Source organism: Psychroflexus gondwanensis ACAM 44, assembly GCF_000355905.1.
Taxonomy (GTDB): Bacteria; Bacteroidota; Bacteroidia; order Flavobacteriales; family Flavobacteriaceae; genus Psychroflexus; species Psychroflexus gondwanensis.
In genome coordinates, this window is the sequence record NZ_APLF01000006.1 from 71092 (window position 1) to 97126 (window position 26035).

The 26035-nt window shown below is 36.7% G+C and carries 23 protein-coding genes; 11 read left to right on the forward strand and 12 right to left on the reverse strand.

Annotated elements, in window-relative coordinates:
• Position 1: 1 nt before the first annotated feature.
• Positions 2-1369, forward strand: a complete 1368-nt coding sequence (locus tag PGOND44_RS07485) for an HlyD family secretion protein (protein ID WP_003439268.1) — start codon at positions 2-4, stop codon at positions 1367-1369.
• On the forward strand, positions 1366-2778 hold the full coding sequence (locus PGOND44_RS07490) for a TolC family protein (RefSeq protein ID WP_003439270.1): 1413 nt from the start codon (positions 1366-1368) through the stop codon (positions 2776-2778). Before PGOND44_RS07485 ends, PGOND44_RS07490 begins: the two co-directional genes overlap by 4 nt.
• Here the strand turns inward: PGOND44_RS07490 and PGOND44_RS07495 are convergent.
• Entirely contained in the window at positions 2775-3368 is a 594-nt protein-coding gene (locus PGOND44_RS07495; protein ID WP_003439274.1) for a riboflavin synthase, read from the reverse strand. The genes PGOND44_RS07490 and PGOND44_RS07495 overlap by 4 nt on opposite strands.
• Before the next feature lie 51 nt (positions 3369-3419).
• Here PGOND44_RS07495 and pdxA point away from each other — a divergent pair, with 51 nt between their 5' ends.
• The 4 genes from pdxA (at position 3420) to PGOND44_RS07515 (ending at position 6287) form a co-directional block, all read left to right on the forward strand.
• Positions 3420-4469 (forward strand): 4-hydroxythreonine-4-phosphate dehydrogenase PdxA, encoded by a 1050-nt coding sequence (pdxA, locus tag PGOND44_RS07500; protein ID WP_003439275.1) that lies wholly within the window; start codon positions 3420-3422, stop codon positions 4467-4469.
• A 58-nt stretch (positions 4470-4527) separates the two neighbouring features.
• The gene (locus PGOND44_RS07505; RefSeq protein WP_003439279.1) at positions 4528-5055 is read left to right on the forward strand and encodes a YceD family protein; all 528 of its coding nucleotides are present in this window, start codon (positions 4528-4530) and stop codon (positions 5053-5055) included.
• A 12-nt stretch (positions 5056-5067) separates the two neighbouring features.
• Complete coding sequence (rpmF, locus tag PGOND44_RS07510; protein WP_003439283.1) at positions 5068-5271, forward strand: 50S ribosomal protein L32; 204 nt, start codon at positions 5068-5070, stop codon at positions 5269-5271.
• Between the two features lie 98 nt (positions 5272-5369).
• Entirely contained in the window at positions 5370-6287 is a 918-nt protein-coding gene (locus PGOND44_RS07515; RefSeq protein WP_003439284.1) for a T9SS type A sorting domain-containing protein, read from the forward strand.
• Between the two features lie 83 nt (positions 6288-6370).
• On the opposite strand, the gene PGOND44_RS07520 is transcribed toward PGOND44_RS07515, so the two are convergent.
• From PGOND44_RS07520 to aspS, 4 genes are all read right to left on the reverse strand, one after another.
• Entirely contained in the window at positions 6371-6562 is a 192-nt protein-coding gene (locus PGOND44_RS07520; protein ID WP_003439286.1) for a cold-shock protein, read from the reverse strand.
• A gap of 118 nt (positions 6563-6680) precedes the next feature.
• A complete protein-coding gene (locus PGOND44_RS07525; RefSeq protein WP_003439289.1) occupies positions 6681-6956 on the reverse strand; it encodes a hypothetical protein in 276 nt (91 codons plus the stop codon).
• 9 nt (positions 6957-6965) lie between these two features.
• The gene (locus PGOND44_RS07530) at positions 6966-8762 is read right to left on the reverse strand and encodes a chloride channel protein (protein WP_003439292.1); all 1797 of its coding nucleotides are present in this window, start codon (positions 8760-8762) and stop codon (positions 6966-6968) included.
• Between the two features lie 260 nt (positions 8763-9022).
• A complete protein-coding gene (gene aspS / locus PGOND44_RS07535) occupies positions 9023-10771 on the reverse strand; it encodes an aspartate--tRNA ligase (RefSeq protein ID WP_003439293.1) in 1749 nt (582 codons plus the stop codon).
• A gap of 224 nt (positions 10772-10995) precedes the next feature.
• On the opposite strand from aspS, the gene PGOND44_RS07540 reads away from it, so the two are divergent.
• Positions 10996-11355: a toxin-antitoxin system YwqK family antitoxin gene (locus PGOND44_RS07540; protein WP_003439297.1), complete on the forward strand. Its 360-nt coding sequence runs from the start codon at positions 10996-10998 to the stop codon at positions 11353-11355.
• 37 nt (positions 11356-11392) lie between these two features.
• Here the strand turns inward: PGOND44_RS07540 and PGOND44_RS07545 are convergent, their stop codons facing one another.
• The gene (locus PGOND44_RS07545) at positions 11393-11959 is read right to left on the reverse strand and encodes a DNA-3-methyladenine glycosylase I (protein WP_003439299.1); all 567 of its coding nucleotides are present in this window, start codon (positions 11957-11959) and stop codon (positions 11393-11395) included.
• A 64-nt stretch (positions 11960-12023) separates the two neighbouring features.
• On the opposite strand from PGOND44_RS07545, the gene PGOND44_RS07550 reads away from it, so the two are divergent.
• A complete protein-coding gene (locus tag PGOND44_RS07550) occupies positions 12024-12641 on the forward strand; it encodes a thioredoxin family protein (RefSeq protein WP_003439308.1) in 618 nt (205 codons plus the stop codon).
• Here the strand turns inward: PGOND44_RS07550 and truB are convergent.
• Genes truB through PGOND44_RS07570 form a run of 4 tightly spaced genes read right to left on the reverse strand, consistent with a single transcriptional unit; the run spans position 12638 to position 15269 of the window.
• The gene (gene truB, locus PGOND44_RS07555; RefSeq protein ID WP_003439310.1) at positions 12638-13336 is read right to left on the reverse strand and encodes a tRNA pseudouridine(55) synthase TruB; all 699 of its coding nucleotides are present in this window, start codon (positions 13334-13336) and stop codon (positions 12638-12640) included. The genes PGOND44_RS07550 and truB overlap by 4 nt on opposite strands.
• Entirely contained in the window at positions 13329-14126 is a 798-nt protein-coding gene (locus PGOND44_RS07560; RefSeq protein WP_003439312.1) for an undecaprenyl-diphosphate phosphatase, read from the reverse strand. Before PGOND44_RS07560 ends, truB begins: the two co-directional genes overlap by 8 nt.
• Complete coding sequence (locus tag PGOND44_RS07565) at positions 14126-14389, reverse strand: DUF3098 domain-containing protein (protein WP_003439314.1); 264 nt, start codon at positions 14387-14389, stop codon at positions 14126-14128. The genes PGOND44_RS07560 and PGOND44_RS07565 overlap by 1 nt, the downstream gene beginning before the upstream one ends.
• 1 nt (position 14390) lies before the next feature.
• Positions 14391-15269 (reverse strand): cell division protein FtsX, encoded by an 879-nt coding sequence (locus PGOND44_RS07570; protein WP_003439316.1) that lies wholly within the window; start codon positions 15267-15269, stop codon positions 14391-14393.
• A gap of 298 nt (positions 15270-15567) precedes the next feature.
• Here PGOND44_RS07570 and PGOND44_RS07575 point away from each other — a divergent pair, with 298 nt between their 5' ends.
• Complete coding sequence (locus PGOND44_RS07575; RefSeq protein WP_003439318.1) at positions 15568-16134, forward strand: hypothetical protein; 567 nt, start codon at positions 15568-15570, stop codon at positions 16132-16134.
• Positions 16135-16243: 109 nt separating this feature from the next.
• Positions 16244-19939, forward strand: a complete 3696-nt coding sequence (locus tag PGOND44_RS07580) for a leucine--tRNA ligase (RefSeq protein WP_003439320.1) — start codon at positions 16244-16246, stop codon at positions 19937-19939.
• Positions 19940-20163: 224 nt separating this feature from the next.
• On the opposite strand, the gene polA is transcribed toward PGOND44_RS07580, so the two are convergent.
• Positions 20164-22992, reverse strand: a complete 2829-nt coding sequence (gene polA / locus PGOND44_RS07585; RefSeq protein WP_003439322.1) for a DNA polymerase I — start codon at positions 22990-22992, stop codon at positions 20164-20166.
• Between the two features lie 1150 nt (positions 22993-24142).
• Between polA and PGOND44_RS07590 the strand changes: the two genes are divergently transcribed.
• Entirely contained in the window at positions 24143-25369 is a 1227-nt protein-coding gene (locus PGOND44_RS07590; protein ID WP_003439325.1) for a metallophosphoesterase, read from the forward strand.
• A gap of 188 nt (positions 25370-25557) precedes the next feature.
• Here the strand turns inward: PGOND44_RS07590 and PGOND44_RS07595 are convergent, their stop codons facing one another.
• On the reverse strand, positions 25558-25956 hold the full coding sequence (locus PGOND44_RS07595; RefSeq protein WP_003439326.1) for a VOC family protein: 399 nt from the start codon (positions 25954-25956) through the stop codon (positions 25558-25560).
• Positions 25957-26035 lie beyond the last annotated feature (79 nt).

Here is a 26035-nt window from a genome sequence, read left to right on the forward strand (position 1 = left end):
TATGCTAGACGTATCAAAAGAAAAACTGAATGAAAAAGTAGATTTATCTCAATTTAAATCTATGCTTTTTACATTCAATAAAGATAGATTTCTAACCTTCAACAAGATCATGTCTGTTTTTGGAATCGTGTTTCTAGTTGTTCTGTTTTTACCTTGGACACAAAACGTTCAGGGTAATGGGTTTGTAACTACGCTAGAGCCCAACCAAAGACCACAATCTATCGAGTCTGCCATATCTGGTCGAGTTGAAGAGTGGTATGTGAGCGAGGGTCAAATTGTTAATAAAGGCGATACAATTTTGCATATCTCTGAAGTCACTGATAAGTTTTTTGACCCTAACTTATTAATGAGAACAGAGTCGCAAATAACGGCTAAAAATTTCTCTTTGGATTCTTATACTAGTAAAGTGAACGCTCTGAACTTTCAAATTGAAGCGCTTAAAGAAGAACGAAAGCTTAAGCTAGAGCAATCTTTAAACACTCTTGAGCAAGCTCGGCTCCAAGTACAAAGTGATAGCATAGACTTGGAAGCTGTAAAAATACAGCTTATCATTGCAGAACGCCAATTTGAACGTACTGAAACGCTTGAGGATGAAGGCTTAAAAGCTGTTACCGATGTTGAAGCCAAGAAACTTCAGCTCCAAAATAGCCAAGCCAAAGTTATTTCTCAAAAGAATAAATTGCTTTCCAGTAAAAACCAAGAGATAAACGCCAAAATAGAAATATCTAGTATTAAAGCTAGTTATCAAGAAAAAATTTCTAAGGCTGATAGTGAAAAATTCACAGCTTTATCTGGACAATATGATACAGAAGCCCTAATGTTTACGTTAGAAAATGAATTCACCAACTATCAAGTTCGTTCGGGTATGCTTTATATTACGGCTCCTCAAGATGGTTTTATCAATAGAGCCATACAAAAGGGTATTGGGGAAACCTTTAGTGCTGGGACTAAAATTGTAAGTATTATGCCCATCAATATTGAAATGGCTGTCGAGACCTTCGTTAATCCTATAGATTTACCTTTATTGCACCCTGGTGAGAATTTGAGAATCATTTTTGACGGGTGGCCTGCCATTTTCTTTTCAGGTTGGCCCAATCTTTCTTACGGAACCTATGGGGGTGAGGTCGTCGCGGTAGAACGAACCATCAGCGACAATGGTAAATTTCGGGTGCTCATAAAACAAAACCCAGATGAACAGAAATGGCCGGAGGTTATAAGAGCAGGTTCTGGAGCAAGAACCATTGCCCTTCTCAACAACGTCCCTATTTGGTATGAAATGTGGAGACAAATAAATGGATTCCCTCCAGATTATTATCAACCACAAGAGTCTAATAATAATAGCAACAAGAGTCAAAATACCGGAAAATGATACGCCTTTATCCTATCTTATTCTTGTTTTTATTCCATAATGCTTTTGCTCAAGAAGAAAATCTAACCAATACTTTGAGCCTCAATGAATTTTTGGCCTACGTTAAAGAGTACCATCCCCTCTCCAAACTCGCTAATTTTGAAATTTCAGCAGCCCAAGCTGAGTTGCTCAAATCTCGAGGTGCTTTCGATCCTAAGGTTGAGATCGATTGGCAGAACAAAGAATTTAAAGGGAGCGAATATTACGACATCCTGAACTCAACCTTTAAGATTCCAACTTGGTTTGGAGTAGAAGTAAAGGCTGGTTTTGAACAAAATGAAGGACAATTCCTCAATCCTCAAAATAATGTGCCACAAGACGGTCTTTACAGTGCAGGTATTTCTGTACCCTTAGGTCAGGGCTTATTTATCAACCAGCGGATGGCAGATTTAAGACAGTCCAAAATTTTGCAAGATTTGAGTCAAGCTCAACGAGATATACTTCTCAACAGGTTGCTCTATGATGCTGTATTATCTTACTTAGACTGGTATTTAGCTAATAGAGAAGTTCGCCTTTTCAATGATTTTGTAGAGCGTGCTCAGGTAAGGTTTGAAGGCATAAAGCAAAGTGCCTTAGAGGGTGACATTCCAACAATAGATACTCTGGAAGCTGGTATTATTGTTCAAAATAGAAAGTTGAGTTTGGAACAAGCTAATCTAAAATTGATCAAGAGTCGATTGACGTTATCCAACTTTCTTTGGTTCGAAAATAATGTGCCTTTGGAACTTAACCCTCTTGTGGATCCAGAAGAGTTGACGGCAGGAAGTATAGATCCTGTTTTAGGGACAAATTTGCTTCAGCTCGAAGATTTTGTGCTGGAAGATCACCCTAAAATAAGGGCGTTGGATTTTAAAATTGATCAGCTCCGAGTGAATCAAAACCTGAAAGCAGAAATGCTAAAGCCACAATTGGACTTAGAGTATAATTTCATCAACGAACGAGTTAATCAAGTTGATAATTTAAATTTTAATGCTAGCGAATATAAGGCAGGGGTATATTTCAGACTGCCTTTGTTTTTGAGGAAAGAACGAGGAGATTTGAAACTTGCCAAAATCAAAGTTAATGAAGCGGAATTGGATCTTGATTTTGAGACTTTGCAACTTCAAAACAAAATACAAGCTTCAAGAAGTGAAATCCTTTCTTATAATGCTCAGTTAATAATTTTTAAATCCATTGTTCAAGACAATTCAGATTTATTGAGAGCAGAAGAAAGAAAGTTCTCGTTTGGCGAAAGCTCTGTTTTCCTTATAAATTTCAGAGAGGTAGGTCTTATCGATGCAAGAGTAAAGGAAATTAAAGCCTTTGAATTACTTCTTAAATCAAAGGCAGACCTCTTCAATGTGCTAATCAATGATGCTAATCTCAACTAGTTGTTTTGAAGCTCCATCAAGCGTTTCACATATTTTCCAATCACATCAAATTCTAAGTTAACGACGTCGCCTTTCTTCAAATTTTTGAAATTGGTATGCTCATAAGTAAAGGGGATAATAGCCACACTAAATTCGTTTAATTTTGAATTAACGACCGTCAAACTCACTCCATTAATAGTAATAGACCCTTTTTCAATGGTTACGTTCATCAATTTAGGATCGTAGGAGAATGTATATTCCCAGCTTCCGTTTTTGGTTTCAGCACGTTGGCAAACGGCTGTCTGGTCCACATGGCCTTGAACAATATGGCCGTCTAGATGAGCATTCATTTTCATGCCTCTTTCTAGATTGATATAATGCCCAACCTCAAGATGGTTTAGGTTGCTTTTATTGAGCGTCTCCTCTATAGCAGTGACTTTATACTTATTGTCTTCAATATCCACCACGGTAAGACATACACCGTTATGAGCAACGCTTTGGTCAATTTTAAGCTCTTTGGCAAAGTTTGCTTGTATAGTATAATCTATATTCCCTTTAGAAACCTCTATTTTAGAGATTTTACCTACTTCCTCTATTATTCCTGTAAACATTGTTGTAGATTATTTCGTTACCTTTGTTTGGTACAAAAATAGTTGAATTTTATGAGAACTAAGTCAAATGTAAGGGTAGGAATTAGCATAGGAGACATGAACGGCATTGGGCCAGAGGTCATATTAAAATCTCTACAAGATCCAAGAGTTTTGGAGCTTTTTACGCCTGTTATTTTTGCCAACTCAAAGATGATGTCCTTTTTTGGGAACCAATTTAAAGTAAAGCTACAATTCAATGGCATTACCGATGCTAGTGAAGCTATTGAAGGAAAAATAAATGTAGTGAATGTTTGGAAAGAAAATGTAAAAATAAACTTTGGAGAAGAAGATAAAACAATTGGTGGCTATGCTATTCAATCTCTAAAAGCTGCAACTCAAGCTTTGATTAAAAAAGATATTGATACGTTGGTGACTGCTCCAATTCATAAAAACAGCATTCAATCTGATGAATTTAACTTTCCAGGACATACAGATTACTTAGCTCAAGAATTGAAAGGCGACAGCTTAATGTTTATGGTGTCCGATACTATTAAAGTAGGACTGCTTACCGATCACGTGCCTGTCAAAGATGTTTCTAGTAAAATAACTGAAGAACTTATTGAAAAAAAGGTAAATGCCATTCACGATTCCTTGAAAAAAGATTTCAATATTCGTGAGCCTAAAATTGCTGTGCTTGGGATTAATCCTCATTCTGGTGATGGAGGAGTGATTGGTAAAGAAGATGATGAGGTGATAAAACCAGCCATCAAAAAATTTATAGAAGAGGGTAAGTTTGTGTTTGGTCCTTATGCAGCCGATAGCTTTTTTGGAAGTAAAAACAACGCTAATTTCGATGCGGTTATCGCAGCCTACCATGACCAAGGTTTGATCCCTTTCAAAACCTTGTCTTTTGGCAATGGTGTTAACTTTACTGCAGGCCTGAATAGAATAAGAACATCGCCAGATCACGGGACAGCTTTTGATATTGCAGGAAAAGGTATAGCCGAGGGAAGTTCTTTTACACAAGCTATTTTTATGTCTATTTCTATTTTTAAAAACAGAATGGAATATTTGAAATTGAACAAAAATCCCTTAGAAAAACAAACTCAAAAATCATTTTAGTTATTTCTAGAGAGTATTATTAATTTTAATATATTTGCAGACTCAAAACTGATGTTGTATGAGGAAGTTTAAGGCTTACGCCATACCTTTTGTAGGATTGAAAGTTGGACAGCACAGATTTGATTATAAAATTGATAATTCGTTCTTTGAGCTTTTTGACTTTCAGGAATTTAATAATGCAGACGTTACTGTTCATTTAGAACTCACCAAAAAAGCGAATATGCTTGAACTTGAGTTTGAATTTTCAGGACACATCAATGTAAATTGTGATCTCACTTTAGAGCCTTACGATCAACAGATAAGTAATCACTTATCCTTAGTGGTGAAGTTTGGAGACGATTACAACAATGATAATGAAGAGCTGTTAATCTTACCTCATAGCGATCACGAAGTAGAAACCCAGCAGTATATTTACGAAGGAATTATACTTGGTCTTCCTGTGAAAAGAGTACATCCTGGGGTAGAAGACGGCAGCATTGAGTCGGAAATCCTTGAAAAGTTAAATGAATTACAGCCAGAACAGAATACTAAAGAAGAGGATACAGATCCTCGTTGGGATAAATTAAAAGAATTACTAAACGAATAATACATTTGAGCAATGGCACATCCAAAGAGAAAAATCTCGAAGACAAGAAGAGATAAGAGAAGAACACACATTAAGGCTAAGATGCCACAAATCGCTACAGATACTACCACTGGTGAAGCGCATTTGTTTCACAGAGCACACTGGCATGAAGGTAAAATGTACTACAGAGGTCAAGTTTTGATCGACAATACTGAAGATGCAGAAGTTGTAGAATAACACATCTTTTTATTATAGAATTTACTCCTTTATTAACTTAAAGGAGTTTTTTTGTTGGTATAGTAATTTTAACTAACTTTAAATCAAATCTTTATATTATGAAACAACTCTCCACTCTTATTATTTTATTTTTTCTAAGTTCTCATCTCTCATTTGCTCAGGTTACCTCCGTACCTGATGAAAACTTTGAACAAGCCTTGATCGATCTAGCTATAGATACTGATGGAGTTATCAATGGGCAGGTTTTGACTGCGGATATTGAAAATATTATCGAACTGAATTTTAGTGAATTAAATGCAACTTATTCTATAGACGAATTCACTGGTATTGAAGATTTTACTCAGCTTGAAATTTTTAAGCTTACTGATCGGGTTTCAATTAATTTTTTTGGTGATGAGACTAAATCGAATTTTTTAAATGAAAATATAAATCTAAAAGAAATCTACATAACGAATGATTCTGCAGATGCTGCAGATATAAACATAGAAAGTTTAGATATAAGCAATCTTGAAAATTTAGAATATATCGATTTGAGTAATGTTGATATAAAATCTATTTTTTTGAATAATCCTGAATATGATTATGAAAATGTTACACTAGAGCTTTTTTTTGAAGGGTTTCCTAGATCTGAAAATGATTGGAATGTTTGTGTTGGTGTTAACGACCCTGCAGCGGCGAGTTCCGGTAGTTTTCCTTACAATACTTGGACTATTTTAGATGGTGGACCAAGAACTTATAATTTCTCATCAACTTGTAACTTAAATATAGATGATTTTGAAAGTTTAAATTCAATTTCTGTTTATCCTAATCCAGTTAGTAACACACTCAATTTTAATAACCCCAATCAAATTGAACTTGACCAAGCCCAAGTGTATAGTATGGAAGGCAGATTGGTTAAGTCTTTTCTTAATCTAAAAGAAAACATCGATCTGGAGGGCTTAGTTTCAGGTGTATATTTTGTAACTATCAAAAACAAACAGCAAGAGGCTTTGAGCTTTAAAGTCATAAAGCAGTAAATACTGTTTTTAAACACCTCTACAAAAAAAACGCCACTCGAAAGAGTGGCGTTTTAAGGTTTTGAAAAAAAAATGCTATATGATTAGATCAAACGTACATCTGTAGCGTTCATTCCTTTTTTTCCTTCTTCTTCTGCGTACTCAACTTCGTCTCCTTCATTAAGAGATTCACCGTTAAGTCCTGTGACGTGTACAAAAATATCTTCTCCTGTTTCGTCGTTTGTAATGAATCCATAACCTTTAGACTCATTGAAAAATTTTACTTTACCTTGCATAATAATAAATAATAATTAATAATATAACACAAAAGTAATTAAAATTTATCTTTCATGTGTTTTAAATTGAATTATTTTTCACTTTAATTAAGTCATTTTCAACAAATTATAGGTCTGTTTATTCATTGGATTTATCCTTTCTATTATCTTCTTTAGATTTATCTGAAAGTTTAGTAATCCTATCCATGTTTTCCTTAGTTAACGTGTAATCTTGTAGACGTTTCCCTTTCCACCGGTGTGCCAGGAAGAGAGGCATCAATATAAAAGCGCTAGCGAGTACACTTATTCCTATAATCCGTTCACCTACAATTTCACTTTCATAGAGTTTGAAGTAGGACCCAAGTAAGAATCCGGCTAGGATTAAAAGAAAAACCAATTTGATAAGTGCTCTCATAGTAATGTATTAGACTGTAACTTCTATTAATTTTTGTCGGTAGGCCGTTAGCAACTTAGATTTTGAAATAAATCCAACGTATTTCTTATCCCTCACCACGGGGAGATTCCATGCTCCTGTATCTTGAAATTTTTTCATAATATCTCTCATTTTGCATTCATTCAAATCTATGATATCTGGAGCGTTTTGCATAAGGTCACTTACCTTCACTTCTTCGTAAAGAGTTTTATCAAACATGATGGTTCGTATGTCATCCAAAAGGATGATCCCTTGAAATATGTAATCCTTATCTACAACAGGAAAGATATTTCGTTTGGATTTCACTACACCTTCACTCACTATTTGCCCAAGATTCATTTCATCGTTTAAGACTTCAAAATTATCCTCCACAACTTGTTGGATATCCATTAGGGTTAATACTGCTTGGTCTTTGTTGTGGGTAACTAAATCCCCACGTTCAGCCAGTTCCATGGTATAGACAGAATTTGGTTGAAATTGACTAGTGATCACATACGAAATAGCAGCGGTAATCATAAGAGGAATAAATAAGCTATAGCCACTTGTAATTTCAGCAATTAAAAATATAGCGGTCAGTGGGGCATGCATAACTCCTGCCATCAAGCCGGCCATTCCTACCAAAGTAAATTGACTTACAGACAACGGTGTTTTAGTTATACTTAGAGCATTAATAATTAAGGCGTAAGAATGACCAATCATACTACCTATAAATAAAACTGGTGCAAAAATGCCTCCAATTCCTCCTGCTGCAATTGTTACTGAGGTGGCAATCATTTTGAAAATTACCAAAACCAACAAAAAAAGAATAACCATCCAAGTTACGTTCAAGTCTTGAAAGAATCTATTTGATGCCAAAAAAGCGTGGTCACCTGCAAGGAGTTCGTTTACAGTTTCATAGCCTTCACCATAAACTTGAGGAACAAAAAATAAGATACCACTCAAAATAACTCCACCAATCACTATTCTATTGAATTTATATTTTATAGTATTAAAAGTTTTAAAGGTATAGATATATACTTTAGTAAAAATGATAGAGGAAATGGCTGTAAAAATCCCCAAGGCAATATAAAAGGGAACCTCACTTACTTCAAAAGCATTTTCTAGTTGTGTATGAAGAATGATATCAGTACCAAAGAAAAAATAAGAAGTAAGAATAGAGGAGACAGAAGCTACTAGAAGAGGAATCATAGAGGCTAAGGTTAGATCCAAACTAAAAATCTCGATGGCGAAAATAATACCAGCTATAGGCGCTTGAAAAATAGAGGACATGGCACCTGCGGCGGCACAACCAATGAGTAAGGTTCTTGAGGTTTGAGTAAGACTAAGGTATTTTGAGAGGCTAGTGCTTAAGGCTGCACTAGAAACTACGGTTGGTGCTTCAAGCCCGGCAGATCCACCAAATCCAAGAGTAATAGGCGCCGTAATAATAGAAGCGTAATTCTGAAATCGCCTCATAAAGCCTTTACGCCTTGATATAGAATATAAGGTTGTCGAAATCCCTTGTCCTATGTCTTTTTTGAGAATAAATTTTGAAAATAAATAAACAATGATTAATCCAAAGAGCGGAAAAATAAAATAATATGCATTATGGTAGTTGGAAATGTAGCCGCCGCCTAACAAGGTTTGTATTGAAAAGGTGAGGTGTTTGATAAGAACAGCAACAAGACCAGAAAGTAGTCCCACAGCACTGCTTACAAGAATAAGCAGTCTCTGTTTAGACAAAAAAGAACTAAGCCATGAAGTGACTTGAGTTCCTTTTTCTTTTAAGTTAAACTTCCTCTTAAACATATCTATATTTTGAACTTAGAAGTCCTTTGATGATAAAACATTAGCGTCGTATAAATTTATTTCAAAGCTTTCGAAACGTTCTTAATTATCGACTATTTTAAAAAATAAATCTAAAAATGCCTTTCATTAAAATTATTATAATTTTCTAATAACACAAATCATTTAAAACTAATTATCAATGACTTAGAGATAAAGCTACACCCTTAGTGTCTCCAGTAGAAGTGATCTATACCTTAGTTCAACTTTGACTAATCACACAACTAGCTTCTTAGCTTTAAGTCTAGTTCTTTGAGCTGTTTTTCATCAATAGGAGCCGGTGCATCAATCATAATATCCCTTCCAGAATTGTTTTTGGGAAAAGCTATAAAGTCTCTAATGCTTTCCTGTCCTCCAAGAATCGCTACTAGTCTGTCCAAGCCAAAGGCAATACCACCGTGAGGGGGTGCCCCGTAAGTAAAGGCTTTCATCAAAAACCCAAACTGAGCTTCTGCTTCTTCTTTAGTAAACCCAAGATAATCAAACATCATGGATTGTGTTTTTTGATCGTGAATTCTTATGGACCCTCCACCAATCTCATTTCCATTTAAAACCAGATCATAGGCGTTAGCCTTTACTGCTCCAGGGTCTGTGGCTAGCAGTTCCAGTTGTCCTTCTTTTGGAGAGGTGAACGGGTGGTGCATAGCATGAAAGCGCTGCGTATCTTCGTCCCATTCTAACAAAGGAAAATCGACAACCCATAATGGCGCAAATTCATTGGGTTTTCTTAGACCCAATCGCTTACCCATTTCCATTCGTAATGCGCTTAGTTGTCCACGGGTCGCATTAGCTTTACCAGAAAGAACGCAGATAAGATCTCCAGGTTGAGCTCCTGTTTTTTCTGCCCAGGCTTTTAAATCAGATGTATCATAAAACTTATCGACAGAGGATTTTAAACTCCCATCCTCATTGTATTTGACGTAAACCATTCCTTTTGCACCAACTTGTGGGCGCTTCATCCACTCGATGAGCTTGTCGATGTCTTTTCTGGAATAGCTTGCAGCTCCTGGAATAGCAATACCCACGACGAGTTCAGCGTCATTAAAGACCTTAAAGTCTTTATGTTGAGCAACACCGTTAAGCTCGCCAAACTTCATCCCAAACCTGATGTCTGGCTTATCATTGCCGTAGGTTTGCATGGCTTCATCGTAAGTCATACGAGGAAAATCCTTGATCTCTACACCTTTTATTTCCTTAAGTAAATGCTTAGTTAGCCCTTCAAACGTATTGAGAATATCTTCCTGCTCAACAAAAGTCATTTCGCAGTCGATTTGTGTAAATTCTGGCTGTCGGTCTGCGCGTAAATCCTCATCCCGGAAACACTTTACAATTTGAAAATACTTATCCAATCCTCCGACCATAAGGAGTTGTTTGAAGGTTTGGGGAGACTGGGGTAGGGCATAAAACTGTCCAGCATTCATCCGGCTAGGGACCACAAAATCCCTTGCGCCTTCTGGGGTCGATTTGATGAGGTATGGAGTTTCAACCTCAATGAAATCTTTTTGTGACAAGTAATTTCTCACAGCCATCGAGACTTTACTTCTGAAGATAAGCTTATTCTTTACGGGGTTTCTTCGGATATCTAGATAGCGATATTTCATTCTCAAATCCTCTCCACCATCAGTTTCATCTTCAATTGTGAATGGAGGGGTTTCAGAAATATTCAGAATAATGAGTTTTTCGACTAACACTTCAATATCTCCAGTAGGGATGGATTTATTTTTAGACTCCCTTTCTATAACAGTTCCTTCTACCTGTATCACAAACTCACGGCCTAATTCTCTAGCTTTTTCCATGATGTCTTTAGATGTACGATCAGTATCAAAAACCAATTGAGTAAGGCCATATCGGTCTCTCAAGTCTACCCAAATGATAAATCCTTTATCTCTTATCTTTTGTACCCAGCCAGATAAAATAACTTTTTTATTTAAGGACTTTATGTTTAACTCGCTGTTATTGTGATCTCTATACATGTTTTGTGGTTTATGACAGGATTTGCAAAAATAACAAGTTAACGGTCTTAATGAAGAGGATGTTACGGAAATTTTTAGGCTTACTTAAAGACTAGAAACTTGATTTATTTTCATATTGAATCGCCCTATGCACAGCTTATTTAAGAGGCTTTGTAAAATTAATGTTAACCAAATGTGTTTTAAATGTAAATTATATGTATATTAGATTTTAAATAAAAAGAGATATGAAAGCATTTAGCACCCTTGTAATGGTTTTTTTAATGAGTTTTACACTTTTTGCTCAAACTGATAAAAACCTGGTGAAGACAGAAAAAGTTGGAGATTTACAGAAAGTAACTATGTTCTATGAAAGTGGAGAATTACATCAAGTAGGATATATCAAAAATGATAAACTCCATGGTGAGTGGGAATCTTTCGATAGAGAAGGAAATAATCTTGCCAAAGCAAATTATGAAAACGGTAATAAAGTTGGACAATGGATGTTTTGGAATGATGGCAAACTTTCAATCGTAGATTATAATGAAAATAGAATCGTACAAGTGAAAACCTTTGTTGAAGAAGGAAGCCAAGTGGTAAGTAACTAGAACATAAATTTTAATTATACAAAGTGTCTAATGTAAATTAGACACTTTTTTTATGCTTAAAACAATAGGTTAAGTGATCATTAACCATTCCAGAAGCTTGCATAAATGCATATATAGTAGTGGGTCCTAAAAACTTAAATCCTCGTTTTCTTAAGTCTCCCGAGATGTTTTGACTCATTTCAGTTTGCGAGGGAACTTGGTTTAATTTTGAAAATGAATTTAAAATAGGTTCTTTACTCACATACCCCCAAATGTATTTTGAAAACGAGTCGTATTCCTCTTGAATCTTAATAAATCCCTTAGCATTGGTAATACTAGCTTCAATTTTACCTCGATGTCTCACAATCTCTTCATTGTTGAGTAACCTGGAAACGTCCTTTTGGGTGTACTTAGAAATTTTGTGATAATCAAATTCATCAAAGGCCTCTCGGAACTGCTCTCGCTTTTTTAAAATAGTCAACCAATTTAAGCCAGCTTGAAAACTTTCCAGTAAAAGCAATTCATACAAGTGTTGATCTTCATAAACAGGATCTCCCCACTCTTCATCATGATACTTTTCATAAATATCTTGACCTATACACCACTCACACCTTACCTTTGTCATTGTAAAAATTTACCTTTGTTATTGTAATAATTTTAAAGTATTTCTACTGTTTAAAAAAACATATATGTCAGAACAAATTCAACTTGAAAGTATAAAAAAACACTTAGATAAAACGCTTACTTATTCAGAATATAAAAAACTTGTAGGTGATTTATTAAAAGAGAATAAGTCTACAGGATTCACTCAAAATGAAACCTATCTTAAGTATTCTAAATTAGGCTTTAGCCGAATGAACCGTTGGGAAAAAACCTCAAAATTAACAGCAGAGCAAATTGAAACTATCCAGAAGGTTACTAAAAAGCAAACCTGGTTAGTCATTACAGAAGGCTGGTGTGGAGATGCAGCTCCCGTTATCCCAATAATGAATAAAATAGCAGATATAAATCCGCTCATCACCTTCAAGCTGATTTTAAGAGACGAAAATGATGAACTTATGAGCCAGTTTTTGACCAATGGCGGTAAGTCTATACCGAAGCTGCTTTCTTTTAATACGGAAGAGAATGACCTTTTATTTACTTGGGGACCAAGAACAAAGGAGGCTACCGATTTGGTGGCTAAAGAAAAAGCCGAATTTGGAAAATTGAGAGACGAATTTAAAGTTACTCTTCAGAAATTGTACAACCAAGACAAAGGGAAAGCTATTGCAGAGGATCTTGTGAATTGCCTGAAACAATCAAATTAGTCTTTTAGGAGTTCTTCAAAATCTTCAATGCTTAGGGCTTCTGTAACTTTATAATCTCCAATTTGAGTTCGACGTAATTCAGAGAGATAAGCTCCAGAATTTAAAGCTTTACCAAAGTCATAGGCCAAACTACGAATGTAAGTGCCTTTGCTGCATTGGACTTCAAAGTTGAGTTTAGGGAAGTTGTTTTGAGTAATGTCGAAGCTATCAATATGAACTTGACGTTTTGGGATATCGACGCTTTCTCCTTTTCTGGCGTATTCATATAAGCGTTTACCCTCTTTTTTTAAGGCTGAAAAAATAGGGGGGCGTTGCATGATGTCTCCTCTAAATTGAGGCAAGGTGTTTTGGATAAGATCAGCGGTGATATGAGAGGTTTCAAAAGTCTTATCCACTTCTGTCTCCATATCGTAGGAAGGAGTCGTACCGCCTAGGGTAAATTCGCCAGTATAAATTTTGGTTTGCCCCATCAAAGATTCGATGGTTTTTGTAGCCTTACCCGTACACAAAATTACTAAGCCTGTGGCCAAGGGATCCAAGGTTCCAGCATGTCCGACTTTTATTTTTTTAAGCTCAAATTTTTGCTTAATCAGCCATCTCACTTTATTCACCACTTGGAAAGAGGTCCAATGCAAAGGTTTGTCGAAAAGCAAAACCTGTCCGTCTTTAATTCCGTCTAAAGTCAAATTATCCATTCATTTGAGTAAAAATAATTGAACCAACACCAACTACAAAACAGTAAATGGCAAAGTATCTCAATTTACTGCGTTTCACGATCGAAATCATCCAGGTGCAGGCCAATAATCCAGAAATAAAAGCTGCTACAAATCCTACCCCATAGCTCACCATATTGGCGTCGGCTATAGAAATATCGCCACTAGTTATGTCTTTCAAAATCTTTCCAAAGATAAGGGGAACTACCATTAAAAAAGAAAATCTTGCCGCCTTGGACTTTTCATTCCCAAGAAGGACAGAAGTAGCAATAGTCGCCCCACTTCTCGAGATTCCAGGTAAAATGGCAATAGCTTGTGCCACACCAATCACAAAGGAATTTGTATAGGAAACTGGTTTTAGAATAGCCTTGGATTTATCGGTTAGCCAAAGTAGCAAGGAGGTCACGATGAGCATAAATCCTACCAAAATTATGTTTTCACCAAAGAGCATTTCCATTTGAGATTCAAAAAAATAACCAACAAGGGCGGCAGGAATCATCGAGATGATAATCTTTAAAGAAAAGCGAGTTTCCTCATTCCATTGGAACGAAAATAGACCTTTGAAGATCTCAACAATATCTTTTCTGAAAATGACGATAGTGCTCAATGCCGTTGCAAAATGAAGAATTACGGTAAGCAGTAAAGATTCTTTTGGGAGACTATCATTCCCTAGAATCGCTTTGCCTAACTCCAAATGGCCACTAGACGATACAGGTAAAAATTCTGTTAGTCCTTGGATAATACCAAGGATACTCGCATCCCATACATCCATTATTTAGCAGACTTTGGCTTGAGTAGAATAGCGTATACCTCGATAGCAAAGCCAATAAGGACTACAGTAGGGGCAAGGCGAATTCGTCTCCAGCTAAAAATTTCTGGATTAAACACATTGGGGTCATCACTACCACCGCCAGCCATCAGGATAAACCCAATAGCAATCACTGCTAATCCAATAATCATGAATTTATAATTCTCTTTTTCGAAAATGAATTTTTCACTTTCTTTAGCCTCTTTCTTACGTTTGCTCTCTCCCATATTAATAGTACAATTCGTCAGTTTTTAAATTTAAAAATCGCTGAGTCGCAAAAAAGGTACTTAACCAAGAAATTAAGATCCCCATAATTAAAACGCCAACAAAAATCGCAGCCAGCAGAATTTCATCACTAATTAGGTTTAACTCAGGAAAACTTTTATTCAGATAATACAACACGACTCCCATTCCTATTAACGAAATAGTAGACCCTATTAAACCTAGTTTTATACTCCTCAAGATAAACGGTCGTCGAATAAAGTGCTTTGTAGCTCCCACCATTTGCATGGTTTTAATAGTAAATCGCTTAGCATAAACCGATAAACGTATAGAACTGTTGATTAATAGAACAGCAATAAAGGTGAGTAAACCACTCACTATTAAAATCCAGAAACTCAATCGCTTAATGTTATCATTCAACAGAGCAATGAGCGGCTTATCATAAACAATTTCGTCTACAAATTCTTTATCCCCTAAACCTCTAGAAATCTCTGCAATCTGCGTTTCGGAAACATAATCTGCATTAAAATAAACATCGATAGAATTTTGTAAAGGGTTATACCCCAGAAACTCCATGAAATCTTCTCCAATCTCCTCGCTATAGGCTTTTGCTGCCTCTTCTTTGGAGACGAACTCGATGGTTTTAGTATATTCTGCCAAGGCCAAAGACTTCTGCATTTGGTCAATTTCAACCTCCTTGGCGGTGTCTTTTAAGTAGACCGTTAAGGCGATTTGCTCCTTGAAATTATCTGCTACTTTTTTGGTATTCAAGACCAAAAGCGCCAGCAAACCCACCAAAAATAAAACTAAAGCAATACTAATCACCACCGAAAAGTAGGAGGTAATTAATCGTCGTTTTTGGTATTTTTCAAAGGAAGAAGCCACTCAATAAATTTTGGTAAAAATATAAAACTATAAGATGATAACGGCTATCCCTCAGATTAATTTTATGGGCGCTTTATCCCGCTATTCGTTTCAACTCCGCAGGCTTTGCTTTAGGTCTTGAGCTTATAGCGGCTTTTCCTTTGGTCAAGCGCTATGCGCTCGACCTATAGCGCCTAGCCTTTGCGGGGTTTCCTCTCCTATCGAGAGCGCAAAAAAGCTTAATATCAAACTTTAAAATTAAAAAGCACTGAATGTAAATTTGGACTATTTTAGCAACAACTAACTAATTTAAATAACAATGAAATCATTTATCATTCTCGCATTCGTATTATCCTTCACAATTTCTTTTTCTCAAAACAGTGAAAGCTCTGTAAAAGTAGATTCAATTACCAAAAATAATTATGAAAAAATCCATGAACTTAGACTGGGTGCTATCAAGTTTCTTGCTGGTGGATTTTTAGATGTGAGCTACGAGTATATCAATTCCCAGACTTCTGGTTATGGGGTTTCCCTTCTTGCAAATTTTGAAAATTCCATTGATTATGAAAAATTTGGACTTAACCCATACTACCGTTTTTACTTTGGTAATAATCCAGAATTTAAAGGTCGTGGCTTCTTCGTTGAGGTATTTTCATATTTTCACATCGGAGAGGAAGACGACTTTTACGTTAATCAACAAGGAAATGGAGTTGTAGAAGACGATACATTTTTTGATGTAGCCCCTGGATTTGCTGTTGGTTCTAAATGGATAAATTCAAGTGGATTCGTATTTCAACTCAAATTGGGTGTAGGAAGAAATCTCTTAGGAAATAACCCCAATGAATTCCTAGCTACAGGCGACTTCTACATCGGCTATAGATTTTAAGTCTTCTAAAAATCAACTCACGCTTCAACTTTTGAGTTTTAATTCCAATCTCGGTGAGGAGTTAAAGCCATATATATTAGTTTTGCCACTTCGAAATAAGTAACTTATTATGGCATACGATTTTAAAGCAATAGAAACCAAATGGCAAAAGCGTTGGGCGAAAGACCAAACCTTTAAAGCGAAACAACCCCAGGAGTTTGAGGGAGATCCTAAACCTCCATTTTACGTGTTGGATATGTTTCCTTATCCGTCTGGAGCAGGACTTCATGTTGGCCATCCATTAGGGTATATTGCCAGCGACATTTATGCCCGCTACAAAAGACATAAGGGGTTTAATGTGTTGCACCCACAAGGCTATGATTCTTTTGGGCTACCTGCAGAGCAGTATGCCATCCAAACTGGTCAACATCCATCATCAACAACTGAAATCAATATTGAAGGGTGTTTAGATAATAAAGGGAAAATATTAGAAAAATATGTAGAAGATAATGGCAAGATTAAGAATTCAGCTCTTATCGATAAATCTAAGGAAACGCTTGTTGATGAAGAGAATTATCAAGACAATATAATTAAAGGGTATCGTAAACAACTCGATAAAATCGGATTTTCTTTCGATTGGAGTCGGGAAGTCCGCACCAGTAATCCGGATTATTATAAATGGACACAGTGGATTTTTATTCAACTCTTTGAAAGCTGGTATGATGCCAAAGCTCAAAAATCCAAGTCCATACCAGAATTAGTCCACATTTTCGAAAAAGAAGGAAATACAAACGTGGACGCAGTGGCAAATGAAAACACAACTTCATTTTCTGCTTTAGAATGGTCAGGTTTTACCGATGACCAAAAAGAAGAACTGCTACTCAATTACCGTTTAACTTATCTTGCCGAAACAGAAGTTAATTGGTGTCCAGCCCTAGGAACGGTCTTGGCCAATGATGAAATTGTGAACGGGGTTTCAGAACGTGGAGGACATCCTGTGTCCAGAAAAAAGATGAAGCAGTGGAGTATGCGTATTTCTGCGTTTGCAGATCGGCTACTTAGTGGACTTGAAGATTTAGACTGGAGCGAAAGTCTTAAAGAAACCCAACGCAACTGGATTGGAAAATCGGTGGGAGCACAGCTAGAATTCCCCATCCTGTCCTTCCCCAAAGGGGAAGAGAACACTAAGCCAGGCTACATTACAGGTGGAAATAATGCTCACACCCTTATTGAAAAAGCAAAAGAAAATAGAAATCAACCAACTGAGGCTGAAAAAACACTTTGGATACAACTTCGAGGTAAAAAGTTATCGGGATATAAGTTTAGACAGCAACATTTAATCGGAGATTATATTGCAGACTTTGTCTGTTTATCAAAATCTTTGGTCGTTGAAGTCGATGGTGGATATCATAATGAAACCAAAGCCTATGATGAGGAACGAACACAATTTCTAAATAAAAAAGGCTTTGAAGTTATTCGATTTAAAAACGAAGAAGTCATTGGAAACCTAGATGAGGTTTTAGAACAAATCAATACCAAACTCGACCAATTACCTAAGTACAGCAAAATTGCGAAGCAATTTGAGACGAACGAATTGAGTTTCAATAAAAAATCTGATTCTTACGCGAAGAGGAATGAGAAACCCCTCTCCTTGGGAGAGGGGAAAGGGGAGAGGATTTCAGCCTTCACCACTCGACCAGATACCATTTATGGCGTCTCTTTTATCACCTTAGCTCCTGAGCATGATTTGGTGTCGAAAATTACTACTCCTGAGCAAAAAGAAGAAGTAGACGCTTATGTAAAAGCTTCAGCAAAGCGAAGCGAGAGAGAACGTATGGCAGATGTTAAAACCATTTCTGGTGTTTTTACAGGGGCTTATGCCGAGCATCCTCTTACTAAAGAACCTCTTCCAATTTGGATTGGAGATTATGTATTAGCGAGTTATGGCACAGGTGCTGTTATGGCCGTCCCTTGTGGTGACCAAAGGGATCATGACTTTGCTCAACATTTTGGAATTCCTATTCCCAACGTGTTTGAAGGCATCGATATTTCTAAAGAAGCTTATGTCGATAAATCTAATGCGACCAAAATTGCCAACTCCGACTTCCTGAATGGTTTAGGCGTTTTGGAAGCGATCCCCAAAGCGATTGAAGCTCTGGCTGAAATGGGTCAAGGGGCTAAAAAGATAAATTATAGACTAAGAGATGCCGTCTTTTCTAGACAGCGGTATTGGGGAGAGCCATTTCCGGTTTATTATATCAATGGCTTACCGAAAATGATAGAGAGCAAATACTTGCCTTTAGAATTACCTGAGGTTGAAAAGTACCTTCCTACAGAAGATGGGGCTCCACCTTTGGGAAGAGCACAAGAGTGGGCTTGGGATGCCGAGCAGCATCAAGTGGTTTCAAACGCCAAGATAGACCATAAAACAGTATTTCCATTGGAATTGAACACCATGCCTGGATGGGCAGGTAGTTCTTGGTACTTGTTCCGCTATATGGAAACCGAAAACCGCGATCAACATATCGCTTCCAAAGAGAATTTAGATTATTGGAATAACGTTGACTTGTATATTGGTGGGAGCGAGCACGCCACTGGACACTTGTTATACTCTAGATTCTGGACCAAATTCCTCAACGATAAAGGAGTCCTTCCGGTTGATGAACCCTTTAAAAAATTGATTAACCAAGGCATGATCTTGGGGGAGAGTGCATTTGTAAATACTTTTACTATTGTTTTTACAGTCGATGATAAAGGGAATGACAATAATTTGAAAGAGCAACCTGAGGCATTAAAGGTTCTTTTTAGTAATGATTTAGGTGATTTAAATATCAAAAAAAGAGAATATATAGAATCAGACTATATTTTAAATGAAATAGAAAAAATCACACAAAAAGCACAAGAGATTTGTGATGTTGAAAATAAAAAACATAGTGATAAAAATGGGCAGATTGGTTATATGGGCTTAACCAATGTAAAGAGACGTGTTGATGTTTCTTTAGTCAATACTTCAAACGAATTGAATCCAGAAGGTTTTAAAACATCTCCTTTTGGAAAAGAATTTAAAGATGCAGAAGTGATTTATAATGAATCGGGGAAACTTTTAGTGAGTAGGGAAGTCGAAAAAATGTCGAAATCTAAATTCAATGTGGTTAATCCAGATGATATCTGTGAAGACTTTGGAGCCGACAGTTTGAGACTTTACGAAATGTTTTTAGGACCACTAGAACAAGCCAAGCCTTGGAGTACTGCTGGATTGTCTGGGGTACATAATTTCTTAAAAAAACTTTGGAAATTGTATTCCATCTCTAAATCCCCCCAAGAGGAAGGCCAGAATTTTGTCGTTTCCGATGAACCTGCTTCGAAGGAGTCCTTAAAAACTCTGCATAAGACCATCAAGAAAGTCACTCAAGATATCGAAGAGTTTAGCTTTAATACATCGGTATCAACCTTTATGATTTGTGTGAATGAACTCACCCAGCAAAAATGCAACTCAAGAGACGTCTTAGAACCTCTAACCGTATTGATTTCACCATATGCTCCTCATATCGCTGAAGAGTTATGGGAACTTTTGGGCAACGCCACTAGTATTGCTGAAGTGGATTATCCTGTTTTTGAAGAACACTACTTGAAAGAAGACTCCAAAACATACCCTATTTCTTTTAATGGAAAGATGAGGTTTACACTAGACTTGTCTTTGGATTTAAGCAAAGATGAGATCGAAAAAATAGTAATGGCCGATGAGCGTACACAAAAACAACTGGACGGGCGCACTCCTAAAAAAGTGATTATCGTGCCTGGTAAGATTGTTAATATTGTGGGGTAGGTATCGCCCTAAAATCTATATATTTTGTCATTCTGGACAAGTTCGACTTTTATAACAAGTCGGATGGTTTCAGAATCTAATTTTTCTTTATCTAAAATTGAATTGAGAACCTGAAACAAGCCTGCCTGCCTGAGGAGTCTTACAGGAAGGTTCAGGTTGACAAAATATGATCAATTAAGATAGAATTCAGATACCCCGATGGCTAGGCCTCGGGGTATTTTAATTTAATGCGCTTCCAGCCAATTTTGTCCTGTACCCATTTCAACGTCCAGAGGGACATCCAGTTTAAAGGCGTTTTCCATTTTGTCTTTCACCAGGGATCTTAAGGCATCGATTTCGTCTTTGTGAGCATCAAAAATCAATTCATCATGAACTTGTAGAAGCATTTTGGATTTGAAATTCTGTTCTTCTAAAGCTTCATAAATGTTTATCATCGCGACCTTTATAATGTCTGCTGCGCTTCCTTGGACTGGGGCATTTACCGCGTTGCGTTCTGCTGCACTGCGCACTACATGGTTTCTAGCATTGATGTCTTTGAGGTATCGCCGTCTGCCCATCACTGTTTTGACATAACCATGTTCCTTTGCGAATTCCACTTGCTCATCCATATAGTCTCTCAACTTGGGATAGGTTTTATAGTAAGTCTCTATCAGCTCCTTAGATTCGCTTCTAGTTAAGTCAGTTTGATTGCTCAATCCAAAAGCAGACACTCCATATATAATTCCAAAGTTGACAGTTTTAGCATTGCTTCTCTGCGCTCTGGTCACTTCATCTATATCCACACCAAATACTCTTGCCGCAGTTGAGGCGTGAATATCTTCTCCATTTTTAAAAGCGTTCATCATCGTTTCTTCCTGACTCAAGGCCGCTATAATTCTAAGTTCTATTTGGGAATAATCGGCAGCGAGTAATACATAATTTTCATCTTTGGGGACAAAGGCTTTTCTCACCTCTCGTCCACGTTCAGTACGGATGGGGATATTTTGAAGGTTAGGATTATTGGAACTCAAACGACCAGTTGCCGCTACAGTTTGCATAAACTCGGTATGGACGCGTTTGGTTCTTGGGTGAATTTGTTTTGGTAAAGCATCTACATAGGTGCTTTTGAGCTTAGAGAGTTGTCTCCATTCTAAGACCTCTCGCACTATTTTATGATCTTTTGCATAATTAGACAAGACCTCTTCTGCAGTAGAGTATTGACCAGATTTGGTTTTTTTAGGTTTTTTGGCAAGTTCCAATTTGCCAAATAGAATCTCACCCAATTGTTTTGGGGATCCTATATTAAATTCTTCATCTGCTTCTACATATACAGATTTCTCCAAGCGTAAAATATCTTCATCTAGCTTTTCCGAAATGTTTTCTAAAGCTGATTTATCGAGGTTGATCCCTTCAATTTCCATAGCTGCCAAGACCCGTAATAAGGGAATCTCCATATCTTTAAATAAAGGCTCGTTGGAGGCTTCTTTTAATTCCTTTTCAAAGTAAGTTTTGAGTTGGAAGGTAATGTCGGCATCTTCTACAGCATATTGGGTCTGGTCTTCCAAATCTACCGTCCGCATAGTCTTTTGGCTTTTCCCTTTTTTACCGATGAGATCTTCAATAGGTTGTGGAGAGTAGTTGAGGTAAGTTTCTGCCAAGATATTCATATTGTGCCGCATATCTGGGTTGATGATATAATGCGCGAGCATCGTATCAAACAAGGGTCCTTTTACTTTAAGCTTATAATTGGCCAATACCTTGATATCGTACTTTAAGTTTTGACCTATCTTTTCGATTTCTGTTGACTCAAAAAAGGGTCTCAATTTTTCTGCTAATTCTTGTGCCTCGTTTTGATCCTCCGGAAAGGCCACATAATAGCCTCTATGGTTCTCCCAAGAAAAAGCAATTCCCACTAATTCGGCATCTAGAGTTTTTAAACTGGTAGTTTCTGTATCAAAACACACCGAGTTTTGCCTCATTAGTTTTTCTATAAAGAGCTTTAAGGAGAGATCTCCTTTGATATACTGATAATGGTGGTCGGTAGTTTTTAAAGTTTTATAACCATCAAAATTGCTAGGATCAATATTGGATGCATCGGTATCGTTACCAAAAAGTGAAAATTGTCCAGCTCCAGCAGTTTGAGTAGAACTTGATGCGTTTTGTGAGGTATCTAGCGTGGCCGCTTCCCCTTTGTTGTACATTTTTACAAACTGGTCTGTCAATCTTCTAAATTCTAACTCTTTAAAGATGTCTAAGACTTTTTCAACATTTGGAGGAGAAACTTCATATTTGGTCTCGTCGAAAGTGACGTCACAGTCGGTAATGATGGTAGCCAGTTTTTTGGATAAACGCCCTAGCTCGGCATTGTCCTCTATTTTCTCTTTCATTTTTCCCTTCAGCTGATCTGTGTTTTCCAGGAGTGCTTCCATGGAACCAAATTGCTGTAGAAATTTCTTAGCGGTCTTTTCACCCACTCCAGGTAATCCTGGGATATTATCCGCAGCATCTCCCATCATACCAAGAAAATCGATGACTTGCTCTGGACGTTCTACCCCAAATCTTTTCTGAACTTCGGGGATGCCCCATTTTTCAACTCCGTTGCCCATTCTTGCCGGGCGTTGCATAAATATATTTTCGGTAACCAGTTGAGCAAAATCTTTATCTGGAGTGACCATATGGACTTCATAGTCTTGCTTTTCTGCCTGTTTAGCGAGTGTTCCAATTATATCATCGGCTTCCATACCCGAGATTTCTACGACAGGAATTTCCATAGCGTGGAGAATATCCTGTATAATGGGAATAGAGTCTTTAATGACGGTTGGGGTTTCGTCTCTATTGGCTTTGTAGTCTTCGTACATTTCTTTTCGCTCTTTGCTTCCGTCTTTATCGAAGCAAACTGCCAAATGATCTGGGTTTTCTCGCTTTATGACGTCAAAAAGGGAATTCATAAATCCCATAATGGCCGAAGTATCCTGTCCTTTGGAGTTGATTCTTGGGTTTTTGATGAGGGCATAATACCCGCGGAAAATCATCGCATATGCATCAACAAGGAAAAGTCGTTTTTTGGAAGCCATAAAGTGAATTTTTATTTAATGTAAATTTAGTTGAAATTATGGCTTAGCCAAAATTGAACTTGGTGTTTGTTTTAACCTTATTCCTTATTTAGCTGTCGGGGACCTGTCCCCTCGACAAATGATGGGCTTTTGTCTTCGTTACTAAGATTTGTTGGCCCTGCTTCTATATTTCTAATTGCATTAAAAAGATAAATAGAAGCACTAGTTTTATAATGTTATTTCTGAAAAGAGTTTATAAAATTAGGGCTGGTAGCGCTGATATCTTGAGGACTTAAATTAACATCTCGACTGAGCATTCTTGTTTTTCGTTGAAGGTTTTTGAATTTACGTTTAAAGCTGTTTCTCGATACTTTTTTCTTTCCTATTCAGTCCAGAAAAAAACTTGAAACGACAATAACTAGATACTTTTTAGCTCTATTGTATCGAGATGTTTCTTGTTATATGAAGCGTTCTCGATACAATTTCAATGATTTTTTTAAGCAAAAATTCATTGAAACCACTCGAACTGACATTTCTAAGTTGCTATTATCGTCAGGTTTTAAACTTATAAAAAGCTATCACTAAGTTGTTTTGTCTCATTGAGTATTCCGACTTTTTCGTTGGGATGTTTCGAGATGTTTCTTGTTATATGAAGCGTTCTCGATACAATTTCAATGGATTTTTTTAAGCAAAAATTCATTGAAACCACTCGAACTGACATTTTTGATATGCTATTATCGTCAGGTTTTTAAACCTATAAAAAAGCTAACACTAAGTTGTTTTGTCTCATTGAGTATTCCGACTTTTTCGTTAGGATGTTTCGAGATGTTTCTTGTTATATGAAGCGTTCTCGATACAATTTCAATGGATTTTTTTAAGCAAAAATTCATTGAAACCACTCGAACTGACATTTTTCATATGCTGTTATCGTCACGTTTTTAAACTTATAAACCCCTTTTTTTATTAGTCTCTAAGTGACAACGTCAAATTTAAAGTTTCAACAAATCCTTCAGTGGAACACGACAACCGACATCCGCATTAATTTAAGAGAATGTGACAGTGGTCTTCTGAATAATTAACCTTGCAGGATTAAATTCAGAATAAACGCCTCTAAAACTTTGTTTAAATAGGAGACTAGAAGAACCGCTAAAACTATATTTGCAAAAAAAAGATGCGGTGGATTATCCCTATTGTTATCCTTCTTGCCATTGAGGTCTATGCCTTTCAAGCCTTTAAAACCCTGTTTAAATTTTGGTGGGTCCTAGGGATTTATGTGGGCATTACCGCTGTTGTTCTGGGGTTTTTGATTTATTCCTTCTATGAGCCAACCCCGAATGGGTCACTTACCGGCTTTCGAGCTTATATGGGTGGCATTTTCTTAAGTTTACTTTTACTGAAGTTGAGTGTGGTGTTCTGGATGTTTGGTGAAGATATTATTCGTTTACTCGTTTATGCTTACCGTAAATTATTTACGACATCTACAGAGAATCTGCCTTCTCGACGAAAATTTATAAGCACTATTGCTCTTGGACTTGGAGCTATCCCCTTCCTTTCACTATTGTATGGGATGTATAAGGGAAAGTATAATTATAAAGTGTTGGCCTACGAGCTAGAATTTGATAATCTTCCTGAAGCTTTTGACGGCTATACCATTACCCAACTGAGTGATATCCACAGCGGAAGTTTTGATAATACGGAAAAAATTGAATATGCGATTAACCTAGTAAATGAACAAGAGTCGGATGTGATTTTATTTACTGGCGACTTGGTTAATAATTTAGCGGATGAAATGACGCCTTGGACCCCTCTTTTTAGTCAATTGAAAGCGAAAGATGGTATCTTTTCTATATTGGGAAACCACGATTATGGAGATTATTATAATTTTGAGAGTCAAACTGAAAAGCAACAAAATTTTGAAGATCTTGTGAATGTCCATTCTGAATTGGGTTGGGATTTGCTAAGAAACGAACGTAGAGAGCTGGTAAGAGGGGATAGTAAATTGCACTTGATTGGCGTTGAAAATTGGGGGAAAGGAGGTTTTAAAAAAGCAGGAGATTTTGAAAAAGCAGCTGATGGGGTAGAGGCTTCCGACTTTAAAATTTTGATGAGCCATGATCCTTCTCATTGGGATGAAGTCATTAAACACCATGATAAAGACGTTCAACTTACATTGAGTGGCCATACCCATGGAATGCAATTTGGGATTGAAATTCCAGGTTGGATCAAGTGGAGTCCTGCTCAATATAGGTACGAGCAATGGGCTGGATTATATAAAAATGCCAAGCGTTTTATCAACGTCAATCGTGGGTTTGGCTTCTTAGCTTACCCAGGTAGAGTTGGGATCTGGCCAGAAGTGACAGTCATTAAATTGAAACGAAAAGCGAATATTGTGGTATAAAAAGTAGTCTCAAAATTTAAGTTATCGTATTCTCCTTAATCTTAGGGAATTTCAAGGTTTATTAAATGACATATTATTAATCATTTAATAGACCTTGAAATTAATCTGACTGTTTGATACACTCAGGAACATTTAGCATAACACTTTAATTGGATTTGAGACCGCTCTGTTTTAAAAAAACGTTTCTGTTATTTAGAATTAATCATCCAATGGATACCATATTGATCAGAAACTCTACCGTAATAAGCTCCCCAACTGGTTTTTTGAAAGTTGGTGTGGATTTTTCCAGTTTGAGATAGCTTTTCAAATAGTGCTTTCGCCTTTTTGTCATCTTCCATATCGATACTCATCTGGATGTTGGTACCAACTGTAATAGGAGTGTCTGGTGAGGCGTCGTATCCCATAATATGAAAACCACTGCCTTTCAATTCAGCATGCTGTAGTTTGTTTCTATAATTTTCTGGAATATCAATTTTTTGATCTTCATAGGTTTGTCTATTGATGATTTCACCACCAAAAAGCGATTGATAGTAATTTAAAGCTTCTTGACATTGACCTTTAAATGATAAATATGATTGAATTTTCATGATACTTTTTTTAAGATTTTCTACAAATTAAGAGTTTACTGCTAGCTTTATTTTAAATCTATCCTAAAATTTAAGTACC

Excerpts from the sequence above, each read along its gene's own strand:
- PGOND44_RS07485 (WP_003439268.1), top strand. The coding sequence starts at position 2 with ATGCTAGACGTATCAAAAGAAAAACTGAATGAAAAAGTAGATTTATCT.
- PGOND44_RS07490 (WP_003439270.1), top strand. The coding sequence starts at position 1,366 with ATGATACGCCTTTATCCTATCTTATTCTTGTTTTTATTCCATAATGCT.
- PGOND44_RS07495 (WP_003439274.1), bottom strand. The coding sequence starts at position 3,368 with ATGTTTACAGGAATAATAGAGGAAGTAGGTAAAATCTCTAAAATAGAG.
- pdxA (WP_003439275.1), top strand. The coding sequence starts at position 3,420 with ATGAGAACTAAGTCAAATGTAAGGGTAGGAATTAGCATAGGAGACATG.
- PGOND44_RS07505 (WP_003439279.1), top strand. The coding sequence starts at position 4,528 with ATGAGGAAGTTTAAGGCTTACGCCATACCTTTTGTAGGATTGAAAGTT.
- rpmF (WP_003439283.1), top strand. The coding sequence starts at position 5,068 with ATGGCACATCCAAAGAGAAAAATCTCGAAGACAAGAAGAGATAAGAGA.
- PGOND44_RS07515 (WP_003439284.1), top strand. The coding sequence starts at position 5,370 with ATGAAACAACTCTCCACTCTTATTATTTTATTTTTTCTAAGTTCTCAT.
- PGOND44_RS07520 (WP_003439286.1), bottom strand. The coding sequence starts at position 6,562 with ATGCAAGGTAAAGTAAAATTTTTCAATGAGTCTAAAGGTTATGGATTC.
- PGOND44_RS07525 (WP_003439289.1), bottom strand. The coding sequence starts at position 6,956 with ATGAGAGCACTTATCAAATTGGTTTTTCTTTTAATCCTAGCCGGATTC.
- PGOND44_RS07530 (WP_003439292.1), bottom strand. The coding sequence starts at position 8,762 with ATGTTTAAGAGGAAGTTTAACTTAAAAGAAAAAGGAACTCAAGTCACT.
- aspS (WP_003439293.1), bottom strand. The coding sequence starts at position 10,771 with ATGTATAGAGATCACAATAACAGCGAGTTAAACATAAAGTCCTTAAAT.
- PGOND44_RS07540 (WP_003439297.1), top strand. The coding sequence starts at position 10,996 with ATGAAAGCATTTAGCACCCTTGTAATGGTTTTTTTAATGAGTTTTACA.
- PGOND44_RS07545 (WP_003439299.1), bottom strand. The coding sequence starts at position 11,959 with ATGACAAAGGTAAGGTGTGAGTGGTGTATAGGTCAAGATATTTATGAA.
- PGOND44_RS07550 (WP_003439308.1), top strand. The coding sequence starts at position 12,024 with ATGTCAGAACAAATTCAACTTGAAAGTATAAAAAAACACTTAGATAAA.
- truB (WP_003439310.1), bottom strand. The coding sequence starts at position 13,336 with ATGGATAATTTGACTTTAGACGGAATTAAAGACGGACAGGTTTTGCTT.
- PGOND44_RS07560 (WP_003439312.1), bottom strand. The coding sequence starts at position 14,126 with ATGGATGTATGGGATGCGAGTATCCTTGGTATTATCCAAGGACTAACA.
- PGOND44_RS07565 (WP_003439314.1), bottom strand. The coding sequence starts at position 14,389 with ATGGGAGAGAGCAAACGTAAGAAAGAGGCTAAAGAAAGTGAAAAATTC.
- PGOND44_RS07575 (WP_003439318.1), top strand. The coding sequence starts at position 15,568 with ATGAAATCATTTATCATTCTCGCATTCGTATTATCCTTCACAATTTCT.
- PGOND44_RS07580 (WP_003439320.1), top strand. The coding sequence starts at position 16,244 with ATGGCATACGATTTTAAAGCAATAGAAACCAAATGGCAAAAGCGTTGG.
- polA (WP_003439322.1), bottom strand. The coding sequence starts at position 22,992 with ATGGCTTCCAAAAAACGACTTTTCCTTGTTGATGCATATGCGATGATT.
- PGOND44_RS07590 (WP_003439325.1), top strand. The coding sequence starts at position 24,143 with ATGCGGTGGATTATCCCTATTGTTATCCTTCTTGCCATTGAGGTCTAT.
- PGOND44_RS07595 (WP_003439326.1), bottom strand. The coding sequence starts at position 25,956 with ATGAAAATTCAATCATATTTATCATTTAAAGGTCAATGTCAAGAAGCT.